Raw genomic sequence first — 11,295 nt, forward strand, 5'->3', positions numbered from 1 at the left:
TATAGAACACGATTTAGAAACTGTTTCGCACCTGGCGTGCAGAAACGAATATGCAAGTCCGGGAAAGCCTTTTGCTGGAGCTCAAAGCCGTTTCCTAGTTGCTCAGGTCTTCAAAGCTGGACAGGTACCACTCATCATGCTTGCGCGAGAAGAAGAGCGTATTGCTGTATCCGCTGCCGATGCCCCGGAAAGTGACAATCTTTTCCTTCGACGAGGGACTGTAAGGCTGTCCGTAGTTGATGTTGGTCATCTTGTCTCTGGGCAGATTCGGACGGAAGGCAAACCACTGGTCGACCTCAATGAACGCCTCCATCACATTGAAGTCGTCGTCAGGGTCCGTCGTGACGAACTTCAGCGGAGACTCCACATGCTCCCGCTGGAAGATGGAGTCGTTGCAGAACTTGTAGAAGAATTGCAGGAAGTCCTCGTTGGGGTCATTCTTCAGCGAAGTTTCCTCGATATCTTCCAGCATCCAGCGTCCGTTCACCCGTTCGAAATGGTAACGCCGTGTCTTCGACGTATCCAGGAAGAGCCAGGAGACGTAGACCCGGTTGACGTCGGTCTTCTTCTCATACTCCATGTCCGGCTCACTGTCGAAGAGCATGTTATAAAACTCCAGATTGGTATACAGGGCATCATGAATCCATGCCGAACGAGCGATGGTCGTCTGCACACTGTCTTCCTTATAAAGCAGAGGGAAATGCGTCCGATACAGCTGGAACTGCTTGTCTGAGGCATACGTATAGACAAAGTCGTCAAATGTCTCATCCAGATTTTCAGGGACATCCATCATCGCACGCACGGAATCAGCCGCCACGGAATCGGCAGCCACTGAATCTACAGTCACAACTCCGCTATTCACTCTCTTGGCTCCTTGACCGTTGCTGCATGCGCCAAACAACAGAAGCACGATTATTCCGATAGATAACGTTTTCATACCTTCTTTAAATTGGCACAAAAGTAGGTCTTTTCTCAATAGTAACAAAAGATTAAGGAGACAAATCCGTGTTGCCTTTCGCCCAAACAAAATCTTTATATTGAGGTTTGTATAGATTTTCGCTGATATACGAGAATCAAAAGGTGGTAATCAAAACGACAACGACTATTTCCATAAGTTTATTGTTCAGTTGGTGGTTTAACAATAATACGCCAATAACCAGCCTTATCAGAACCTTCATGAATGAGAATGCCTCTGTCTCGAAGATTCTTGATATTTTTCTCTATAGCGCGCTTTGTTATACCGAACTTTGGCTGTTTACACCGAACATTTTTGCATTTACACCGAACTCTTTGACCGAACATTTTTTCGTTTACAGGACACATTTTCACTTGTTCTTCAAACAGCTAACGCTGTATATCTAAATATTTCTTATACATCATTCCAAAAGCCTTCTCATCCCAAAGGTTATGTTCTTGCAACAAGAAAGACGAAAAACTCTTGGTATCCGTATCTTCCTCCTTCATCTTGACAAACTGCTTGGTTGGAGCGATAAAGTATGTCGTCTTATGGATGTGACCCGTAAGCGGTATTGCTTCCACACCGTATGCCAAGTCCAGCATTTCACCCTCATAATCAAAAATCATCTCATAAACGATCACTTCTCCCATTTCGCGAAGTTCATACTGCTTAAGGACTTGCTGATTGAGTGTGACACAGCATTCCAAGGTTGCACGAATCTTTCCTCTCCGGTCTCGGATGAATAAGAGGTCTGTCCGATAGGGACTGATACCACCATAAGTGATTGCACCAAGGATAGACTTATCCGGCAGGGGGATCTGCAAATAAAGAGCTGGAGCCATATAGGGATTCCGTGCAGGATCCCAAACCTTTTTACGCTGCATATCCAAGTAAATCTTTCCGGGAAACCGAGCGTCATGACCAATATTAATTATTTTTGTTCCTGTATCTAAATTTTTATAAGGAAAATCAGAATAAGGGACATGGTTTAAGGCTATGTCTAATGGATCTTCTTGTGCGTATAATCTACTATTACCAGTTATAGCAACCAACATCAACAGGCAAATCAATGTATAAAGTCGTTTCATAATCACTCCTTTCATTCCTTATACGTCATCCCAAACGCTTTCTCATCCCAAAGGTTATGCTCATGCAACAAGACAGAAGAGAAAGTCCTAGTATCCGTATCCTCTTCCTTCGTCTTGACAAACTTTCTAGTCGGAGCGATGAAGTAAGTTGTCTTATGGATATGACCGGTAACAGGCACAGGTTTCACTGTATAATCTTCATAAAGCATCAGCTTATCCGATTCGAATATCATTTGATAAACTACCACTTCTCCACTTTCTCGAAGTTCATATTGTTTAATAGCCGAATCATCAAGCATCACACGACATTCCAATGTGTCTCTAATCCTTCCTTTTAAATCCCGAAGAAAGAGCATATCAGTTCGATACTCGGTCGCCCCTCCAAAGGAAAGAGCACCTAGTATCGACTTATCAGGTAAAACTATCTTCAAATAAACATCCGGCATAAAGTCAGTCACTTCATCCGCCATACCAAATTGTTTGCATTGAAGGTCATCGTACATTCTTGCCGGAATGCGTGAATCAAAACTGATACAGCAAGTACCTTCATACTCAACAGGCAGATAGCGGTCCTTATAAGGCAGCTTCGAAAAAGGAATCCGACCCAAGCCTTCTTCCAGCGTATATTGTGCATACAGATTTCCAAAGAATACGCAAATCAGGCAAATCAAGGTACAAAAGCGTTTCATAATCCATTCATTGTTTCAGGTTCAAGGGCTACATACCGGGTGCCCAGATATCCAGGTTATACAATTGGTCATAGGTGTAATATTTCTCAGGGAACGGACGTTCTCCGACTTTTACGAACTTACCTTCTTTCACTTGATAGAGTTCGTCCATACGATAAGCACGTACCGGTGCCTCATTTGTGAAATACTCATGATAAGTAATGTGCGCCGGCTTGGTTACAACCAGATGGGAGACCGTGATGGACAGGTCCTCGTAAATCCGATACTGCTTGATGGCAATATTGCTGTTGAGGGTACAGCCTTCCAATACATCGGTGATGTTCCCTTTTTCATCAGCCAAAAAGAGCTGGTCGTTCAAATAATCGGTAGCTCCTCCAAAGGTAACAGCCCCTAGCACGTACTTCGAATCGGGGATTCGCATCTTCAGATAAAGAGAAGGATACAAATCCTCATTCTTATAAGCATGAATATACTGGGTGGATTGCAAATCCTCATAGAGATTGTCCGGTATAACCGTATTGATGGGAAATTCACCCAGATAAGGGAATGGCGTCCATTTGCGAGCAGAAAAAGGTGGTTCTACAAAAGACACCGCATCCAGTGCCTGTTTGACAGTCTTGATGTCCTGAGCGAAACTCCAATCCGTAAGGAGGATACTCAGCATGCAAAGAAGGAATAGCAATCGTTTCATAATTAGGGCTTTCAGTTATTTCATGCAACGTTTTATCGAGTGTCGGGGGTTGCCCGCCCGGGGCGTCAGACAACTTACCCCCGGAAATCGCCTGACAGTCCCATACGGGCGGACAACCTCCGACACTGCAAGGCTTCTGTCAGACCGACTGACACAGGCCGTCAGCAAGTCACAAAGATACGTTTGAAACAAGCCATCTTCCAAAGGAGAAATTTAAGATTTAGGATTCTTTTTGGATAAGATTCTCATTTGTATATCATACACTTATAGAATATTTTTCACACGATTTTTCGTTTCATCCCGTACTTGCAGGGCTGACTGGCGTACTTCGGTTTGAGAAAAAGACGTAAGTCTCGCGTATGCGGTACCTGCCCCGGGAAACGAATTGTTAAAAGGGACCGTCCGTTTTGTCAGAATGCAGCCGCACTTCCACTTTTGCTTGACAGATTTCACAGAATGGGGCTTTTGCCCTAACGCATACTTTTCAAAATCCGGGCAAACTAGCGCGCAAACGTAAATGAATGCAAACAAAAAGCCGAAAAAGAGGACTTGGTTTTAGAAAACTATACACTTCATTTTCGAAATCCTTACATTTTAACGCTCAAACAATATTGTTTCACGCGTCAAACACTTGTGTTTGGGAAGTCAAACAATATTGTTTCACCTCCCAAACAATATTGTTTCGTCCGAGAAAGTCAAATGTTTGGAATATGAAACGCAAAAACATCAAGTTTCGTTCGCTGGAAGAAGAACCGTGTCAACAAATCGGATGGTAATAAAAGGGAGGGATATTTCCGTTTACAGGAAAACAGGTGAACCGTGTTTCATCTTTACACATGGCAGATGGAAAGCGCCAGGAGCTTATCGGCGACAATCTGCATTTTGCGAATCGTCTGAGAAGGGCCTCGGAATCCACGAAAGCGTATTTTGGTGCGAGGAAGGGCACCAGGAAGGGCTTCGTTTGACAAAATGTCAATTCCGGGAAGCGACGGGACCGGAAGGCAGAGCGTCCGCTCGTCGGCTGACAGAAAGGGAAGCAGAATGAAAATATTTCCTCGTCGGCTAAAAACAACCATTATTCCACAGATTTCATTACCTTTGCAACGATTTTGCACACAGACAAACAAAACATTAAGGACACAATAATGATAGCAAAGATTCAACAACTTCTATCAGAGGTAGAGGCCTTGAAGGCCAACAGTGCCGAGGAACTGGAAGCACTGCGCATCAAATACCTCAGCAAGAAAGGGGTCATCAGTGAACTGATGGCGGACTTCCGCAATGTGCCGGCTGAACAGAAAAAGGAGGTCGGCATGAAGCTCAACGAACTGAAACAACGCACGCAGGAGCGCATCGCCGCCCTGAAAGAGGTGTTCGAGAGTCAGGACCACGGCTGCGACGAACTCGACCTGACCCGCACGGCTTACCCCATCGCCCTGGGCACACGCCATCCGCTCTCCATCGTGAAGAACCAAATCATCGACATATTCGCCCGCATGGGCTTCAACATCGCCGACGGTCCCGAGGTGGAGGATGACCTCCACGTCTACACGAAGCTGAACTTCGCCGCCGACCACCCGGCACGCGACATGCAGGACACCTTCTTCGTGGATGTCGACCCCGACGACGTGACGCGCAACGTCATCCTGCGTTCGCACACCAGCTCCGTGCAGGTGCGCACCATGGAACGCCAGCAACCGCCCATCCGCATCATCTGCCCGGGACGTGTCTACCGCAACGAGGCCATCAGCTACCGTGCACACTGCTTCTTCCACCAGGTGGAAGCGCTCTACATCGACAAGGGGGTATCGTTCACCGACCTGAAGCAGGTGCTGCTGCTCTTCGCACAGGAGATGTTCGGCAGCGACACGAAAATCCGTCTGCGTCCGTCCTACTTCCCCTTCACGGAACCCAGTGCCGAGATGGACATCAGCTGCAACATCTGCGGCGGCAAGGGCTGTCCCTTCTGCAAGGGTACCGGATGGGTGGAAATCCTCGGCTGCGGCATGGTGGACCCCAACGTGCTGGAAGCCTGCGGCATCGACAGCAAGGTCTACAGCGGCTACGCACTGGGCATGGGCATCGAGCGCATCACCAACCTGAAATACCAGGTGAAGGACCTGCGCATGTTCTCCGAGAACGACGTCCGCTTCCTGCGCGAGTTCGAGGCTGCCAACTGACGTACCGGTGCATGCGTGAAAGGCTTATCTGCCGGCAAGGAGTCTGCCGACGGGTAAGCCTTTCGCCCAAGCGCCCTATCCAAGCAAGAACTTTTACCATACAATGAAGGACAGACTATTCACTCCCAGCTACTATTTCATCCTGGCAGCCAACTTCCTGCTGTTTTTCGGATTCTGGTTCCTGATGCCCGTGCTTCCCTTCTACCTCCAGGAGGTCTTCCGGGTCAATGAGTCGGGCATCGGCATCATCCTGGCTTCCTACACGGTGGCATCGCTCTGCATCCGTCCGTTCTCGGGCTATCTCATCGACACCTTCGCCCGCAAGCCCCTCTACCTGCTCGCCTATTTCGTGTTCACCTGCATGTTTGCCGGCTACATCGTGGCAGGCGCCCTCACGCTGTTCGTCATCTTCCGCTTCATCCACGGACTGTCGTTCGGCATGGTGAGCGTCAGCGGAAACACCATCGTCATCGACATCATGCCGTCGTCGCGACGTGGCGAGGGACTGGGTTACTACGGACTGGCAAACAATTTTGCCATGTCGACGGGACCGATGGCAGGACTTTTCGCCCACAATGCCGGTGCCTCGTTCACGCTCATCTTCACCTGTTCGCTGCTGTCCGCCGCGTTGGGGTTCGTCATGGCAACCCTGGTGAAGACACCCTACAAGGCACCCGTCCGTCGTGAGCCCATTTCCCTCGACCGCTTCATCCTCCTGAAGGGCATGCCGGCGGGACTCGCCCTGCTGCTGCTCTCCATCCCCTACGGCATGACGACCAACTATGTCGCCATGTATGCGCAGGAAATCGGGTTGGATGTCGAGACAGGCTTCTTCTTCACCTTCATGGCGGTGGGCATTGCCATCTCCCGACTGTTCTCCGGACGGATGGTCGACCGGGGAAAAATCACCCAGGTCATCTCGGCAGGCAACTGTGTGGTCATCGTCTGCTTCTTCCTGCTGGCAGCCTGCGAGAACCTCTACGCCTGGTCGGCAACGGCAGCCGGCTACCTCTTCTTCGGTGTCGCCCTGTTCCTGGGCATCGGGTTCGGCACCATGTTCCCCGCCTTCAACACGCTCTTTGTCAACCTGGCTCCCAACAGCCAGCGCGGCACAGCCACCTCGACCTACCTCACCTCGTGGGACGTAGGCATCGGTCTGGGTATGGTGGCAGGCGGATACATCGCCCACATCAGCAATTTCCACGACGCCTACCTGTTCGGTGCCACGCTCACCATCATCTCGGCGCTCTATTTCCGTTTCAAGGTCACTCCACATTTTAATCATAACAAGGTAAGATGAAAAAACAAGAACTCTATGACCGGGTCATGGCGTACATGCGCGAGGCAATCCCCGTCGCCGAGACCGAGCTGCACTACCGGAACCCCTACGAACTCCTGGTGGCAGTCATCCTCTCGGCGCAATGTACGGACAAGCGGGTGAATCTCATCACCCCTGCCCTGTTCGAGGCATACCCCACCCCGGAAGTGATGGCAGCCGCCACCCCGGAAGCCGTCTTCGAGTACGTCCGCAGTGTCTCCTATCCCAACAACAAGGCCAAGCACCTGGTGGGCATGGCACGCATGCTGGTCAATGACTACCACGGCGAGGTGCCCGACACGCTGGAGGAACTGGTCAAGCTCCCCGGCGTGGGACGGAAGACAGCCAACGTCATCCAGGCGGTGGTGTTCAACAAAGCCGCCATGGCAGTCGACACCCATGTCTTCCGTGTGAGCCACCGCATCGGACTGGTCCCCGACCGTTGCACCACCCCGCTCAGTGTAGAAAAAGAACTGACAAAGTATATCCCCGCAGAGGTCATCCCCACTGCCCACCACTGGCTCATCCTGCATGGACGTTACACGTGCATCGCCCGTCGGCCGAAGTGTGAACAATGTGGTCTGAATTTGCTATGCAAACATTACAAAAAGGAGCACAAACTCCGGGAAGCTGACAAATCTGAAACCAATCCGGGTACTTCCGAAGCGAAATAAGCCGGGCAAACGCCTTGACTGAAAGCATAAAATTCCTACCTTTGCGTGCACAGAATATTGCCAAGAACTAAAATCCATATAACAAAAATCAAAAACACTATGCAAACCATTGACAACTTCAATTTTGCCGGAAAGAAGGCATTTGTCCGTGTAGACTTCAACGTTCCCCTGGACGAGAATTTCAACATCACCGACGATACCCGTATCCGTGCAGCCATGCCTACCTTGAAAAAGATCCTGGCCGATGGCGGTATGCTGATCATTGCTTCTCACATGGGACGCCCCAAGAAGAACCCGGATCCCAAGTATTCGTTGAAACACATCCTGGCTCATGTATCTGAAGTGTTGGGCGTAGATGTCAAATTTGCTGACGACTGCCAAAAGGCTCAAGATATCGTGGCTTCCCTGAAACCGGGCGAGGCTGTCCTGCTGGAGAACCTCCGCTTCTATGCAGAAGAGGAAGGCAAACCCCGCGGTCTTGCCGACGATGCTTCGGACGAAGAGAAGAAGGCTGCCAAGAAGGCCATCAAGGAAAGCCAGAAGGAGTTCACCAAGGTGTTGGCTTCCTATGCTGACTGCTATGTGAACGACGCCTTCGGTACGGCACACCGTGCACATGCCTCAACGGCTCTCATCGCCGACTACTTCGATGCCGACCACAAGATGTTCGGTTACCTGATGGAGAAAGAGGTGAAGGCTGTCGACAAGGTGATGAACGACATCAAGCGTCCGTTCACTGCCATCATGGGCGGCTCGAAGGTGTCGACCAAGATTGAAATCATCGAGAACCTGCTGACCAAGGTGGACAACCTGATTCTCGCCGGCGGCATGACCTACACGTTCATGAAAGCCATGGGCGGAACGGTTGGTACTTCCATCTGCGAGGAGGACAAGCTCGACCTGGCGCTGGACATCATGAAGAAAGCCAAGGAAAACGGCGTGAACCTGGTACTGGCTGTCGACACCAAGGTGGGCGATGCCTTCTCCAACGACGCCAACACGAAGATTGTTCCTTCCAAGGAAATTCCCGACGGATGGGAAGGTATGGACATCGGTCCGAAGTCCGAGGAACTGTTTGCCAACGTCATCAAGGGTTCGAAGACCATCCTGTGGAACGGTCCGACCGGCGTGTTCGAGTTCGACAACTTCTCACACGGTTCGCGTGCCGTGGGTGAAGCCATCGTGGAAGCTACCAAGAACGGTGCCTTCTCACTCGTGGGTGGCGGCGACTCCGTGGCTTGCGTGAACAAGTTCGGCCTTGCCAGCGGCGTATCTTACGTGTCAACCGGTGGCGGCGCCTTGCTGGAAGCCATCGAAGGCAAAGTACTGCCGGGCATCGCAGCCATCAAAGGCTAAGGCTATTGGTTTGTATACCCCACTTTCGCAGACTCCGACAGCTGCCGGGCAAGCTCTTGTCAACGGACAGGCCGGAGTCTGCGAAACTTTAATTCCATGAAGAAAGAGGCTGTCTCAACCTGCACATCAGGCCAGTTTCTTGCATGCAGACGACGCAGGGTTCCTGCTTCCCAGTGCAACGGGAAGGACTTTCCCCGCATCAGCGGTGTCCTCTGCGCCTGAAGCACAAGCCTTGAGACATCCTCTTTCTTTTGTCTTTCTCACCCATCCATCGTTCAGCTATGAGACTAAAAGCTACAGCCCTTCTCTGCTTCTGTCTGGGACTCGTGTCCCTGACTTCATGCGGACTGTTCCGGAAGGAGAAACCCGTCGCCGTGAAGCCCGACCTGGTCATAGGCTACTTCCCGTCGAGCGACATGCTGCCTTTCTACCTGGCACTCCAACAGGGATACTTCGATTCGTTGCAGGTCAGACCATTCTTCCTGCGGATGGAATCGAAGCTTCAATGTGACACGCTCTACCGCAAGGGGCGGCTTGACGGCTGCATCTTTGACCTGACCGATGCCCTGCGCATGTCTGCACAAGGCAACCGCATCCATCCCGTCATGGGCAACGAGGGGTGCTTCTACCTGCTCGGCACGCCCGACTCGACCATCCTGACACACACTGCCCTGAAGGACCGCACCATCGCCGTGGCAAGCTATACGGCTGCCGACTACCTTGCCGACCGCCTCATCCACAGTGCGGGACTGACCAACGACGAGGTGAGCAAACCGGCCATCGGCGACAACGTGACACGGATGGAGATGCTGCTCAACGGACAGGTGGATGCCGGCATCTTCCGCGAACCCTACTCCACACAGGCGGTGCGGAGGAAAGCCCTGAAGCTGTACTCCTTCCGCGAGCTTGACGAAATCACCACCGTGACAGCATTCAGCCAACAGGCTCTGAACAAGAAAGCCGAGTCCATCCGCAAGCTCATCCGGGCATACGACCGGGCAGTGGACTACATGAACTCCCACCCCGTGAGAAGCTGGTACCGCCCTGTGGCAGACAGCATCGGCTTCCCCCACTGGAAGGCGCCCATCCGCATCGCCCCGTTCCACCGGGCACGCCCCATCCCGCAAGCACACGTCGATTCTGCCGCCCAATGGATGAAGCGCTACGAGCTGATTCCGGCAGGATTCTCCGCTGACATTGTCGACCGCACCGTGCTGAACAGTCTGAGGAAGAAGAACTAACATTCCCCTTTTTCATCGAACATTGAACCATGACTTATAAACGATTCTACGCGCTGTTGCTGGCAGCACTGCTGGTCCTGCCTGCCTGCGCCCAACTGAAACTGAAAGAGATTGCCAGCGTCCCGCAATTCGGGGGTTACCTCGTCGGACGCGCCCAATATACCAACGACCGCACCTCCAAGAATGGGGGCGGCTTTGACCTGCGCATGGTGCGCGGCTACGTCAAGGGAACCATCCTGAAGGAGTGGAACTACTACATCCAGCTGGAGTACAGCGGGGCACCGGGAGTGGACAAAGGGGTCCGCCTGCTTGATGCCTACGGCGAGTGGAAACGCTTCCCCGAATTCAGCGTGAAGTTCGGACAGATGAAGCGCGTCTTCACCTTCGAGAACCCTTACAGCCCCTGGGATACGGGGTTCGGCAACTACTCCCAGCTGGTGCAGAAGCTGGCAGGCATGAGCGACCGTGTGGGCGAACATTCGTCAGGCGGACGTGATGCCGGCATCGTGGTGCAGGGCGATTTGTTCCCTGCCGAAGACCACCGCTGGTTGCACTACCAGGTGGGCGTGTACAACGGACAGGGCATCAACCACTCTGACGAGAACAAACAGAAGGATGTCATCGGCGGTCTGTGGGTATCCCCGACCAAGGAACTGCAAATCGGTGCCTTCGGCTGGACGGGACGCTACACAAAGAACAATGTCACCGTCGACCGCAACCGCATGGCTTACGGCATCAAGTACGAGGGCGACTGGACGGTGCGTGCCGAATATGCCACCTCACAGGGTGGAAAGACCGACAACCGGTTTGCCGCCACACGCGCCGACGCCTGGTATGTCTCCGTGGGGGCTCCCCTCTGCAAGAAGCTGAAGGCCTATGCCGTGTGGGACGTGTACCGCGACGAGAAGACGAGCGACACACAGAATGCCCTCTACACGCTCGCCCTGAACTACCGACTGTGGAAGAACCTCATGATACAGGGCACCTACAGCTACACCGACGGCAGCCAGGCCGCCTACTCCGACACAGGAGAACGGAGCGTGAGCAAGAACAACTACCACACCGCCATGCTCCAGCTTTACGTACGTTTCTAATCACTG

General features: G+C 52.0%; 10 protein-coding genes. 6 read left to right on the plus strand and 4 right to left on the minus strand.

Translation table 11 applies throughout. The annotated features are described in order from the left end of the window. Positions 1-94: 94 nt before the first annotated feature. From C8275_RS13745 to C8275_RS13765, 4 genes are all read right to left on the minus strand, one after another. Positions 95-937: a DUF4348 domain-containing protein gene (locus tag C8275_RS13745; protein WP_106625577.1), complete on the minus strand. Its 843-nt coding sequence runs from the start codon at positions 935-937 to the stop codon at positions 95-97. A gap of 407 nt (positions 938-1,344) precedes the next feature. Next, the gene (locus C8275_RS13755) at positions 1,345-2,046 is read right to left on the minus strand and encodes a hypothetical protein (protein ID WP_157948289.1); all 702 of its coding nucleotides are present in this window, start codon (positions 2,044-2,046) and stop codon (positions 1,345-1,347) included. Between the two features lie 11 nt (positions 2,047-2,057). Then, the gene (locus C8275_RS13760; protein WP_106625580.1) at positions 2,058-2,735 is read right to left on the minus strand and encodes a hypothetical protein; all 678 of its coding nucleotides are present in this window, start codon (positions 2,733-2,735) and stop codon (positions 2,058-2,060) included. Between the two features lie 28 nt (positions 2,736-2,763). Further along, positions 2,764-3,426 carry a hypothetical protein gene (locus tag C8275_RS13765; RefSeq protein WP_106625581.1) on the minus strand — a complete coding sequence of 221 codons (663 nt, stop codon included), beginning with the start codon at positions 3,424-3,426 and terminating at the stop codon, positions 2,764-2,766. 1,145 nt (positions 3,427-4,571) lie between these two features. On the opposite strand from C8275_RS13765, the gene pheS reads away from it, so the two are divergent. The 6 genes from pheS to C8275_RS13795 all read left to right on the plus strand — a co-directional run bounded on the left by pheS (position 4,572) and on the right by C8275_RS13795 (position 11,289). Next, positions 4,572-5,606, plus strand: coding sequence for a phenylalanine--tRNA ligase subunit alpha (gene pheS, locus C8275_RS13770; RefSeq protein ID WP_106625582.1), 1,035 nt, complete (start codon positions 4,572-4,574; stop codon positions 5,604-5,606). 103 nt (positions 5,607-5,709) lie between these two features. Further along, positions 5,710-6,906, plus strand: a complete 1,197-nt coding sequence (locus C8275_RS13775; protein ID WP_106625583.1) for an MFS transporter — start codon at positions 5,710-5,712, stop codon at positions 6,904-6,906. Next, positions 6,903-7,598, plus strand: a complete 696-nt coding sequence (gene nth / locus C8275_RS13780; RefSeq protein WP_022384104.1) for an endonuclease III — start codon at positions 6,903-6,905, stop codon at positions 7,596-7,598. Before C8275_RS13775 ends, nth begins: the two co-directional genes overlap by 4 nt. A gap of 99 nt (positions 7,599-7,697) precedes the next feature. After that, on the plus strand, positions 7,698-8,954 hold the full coding sequence (gene pgk, locus C8275_RS13785) for a phosphoglycerate kinase (protein WP_106625584.1): 1,257 nt from the start codon (positions 7,698-7,700) through the stop codon (positions 8,952-8,954). Positions 8,955-9,235: 281 nt separating this feature from the next. Next, positions 9,236-10,195, plus strand: a complete 960-nt coding sequence (locus tag C8275_RS13790; RefSeq protein WP_106625585.1) for an ABC transporter substrate-binding protein — start codon at positions 9,236-9,238, stop codon at positions 10,193-10,195. 29 nt (positions 10,196-10,224) lie between these two features. Beyond that, the gene (locus C8275_RS13795) at positions 10,225-11,289 is read left to right on the plus strand and encodes a porin (protein ID WP_106625586.1); all 1,065 of its coding nucleotides are present in this window, start codon (positions 10,225-10,227) and stop codon (positions 11,287-11,289) included. The last annotated feature ends 6 nt before the right edge of the window (positions 11,290-11,295 follow it).

Source organism: Bacteroides sp. Marseille-P3684, assembly GCF_900291465.1.
Taxonomy (GTDB): Bacteria; Bacteroidota; Bacteroidia; order Bacteroidales; family Bacteroidaceae; genus Phocaeicola_A.

Coding starts and splice junctions, on each gene's coding strand:
- C8275_RS13755 (WP_157948289.1), bottom strand. CDS start 2,046: ATGAAACGACTTTATACATTGATTTGCCTGTTGATGTTGGTTGCTATA.
- C8275_RS13795 (WP_106625586.1), top strand. CDS start 10,225: ATGACTTATAAACGATTCTACGCGCTGTTGCTGGCAGCACTGCTGGTC.
- pheS (WP_106625582.1), top strand. CDS start 4,572: ATGATAGCAAAGATTCAACAACTTCTATCAGAGGTAGAGGCCTTGAAG.
- C8275_RS13765 (WP_106625581.1), bottom strand. CDS start 3,426: ATGAAACGATTGCTATTCCTTCTTTGCATGCTGAGTATCCTCCTTACG.
- C8275_RS13760 (WP_106625580.1), bottom strand. CDS start 2,735: ATGAAACGCTTTTGTACCTTGATTTGCCTGATTTGCGTATTCTTTGGA.
- C8275_RS13745 (WP_106625577.1), bottom strand. CDS start 937: ATGAAAACGTTATCTATCGGAATAATCGTGCTTCTGTTGTTTGGCGCA.
- pgk (WP_106625584.1), top strand. CDS start 7,698: ATGCAAACCATTGACAACTTCAATTTTGCCGGAAAGAAGGCATTTGTC.
- C8275_RS13790 (WP_106625585.1), top strand. CDS start 9,236: ATGAGACTAAAAGCTACAGCCCTTCTCTGCTTCTGTCTGGGACTCGTG.
- nth (WP_022384104.1), top strand. CDS start 6,903: ATGAAAAAACAAGAACTCTATGACCGGGTCATGGCGTACATGCGCGAG.
- C8275_RS13775 (WP_106625583.1), top strand. CDS start 5,710: ATGAAGGACAGACTATTCACTCCCAGCTACTATTTCATCCTGGCAGCC.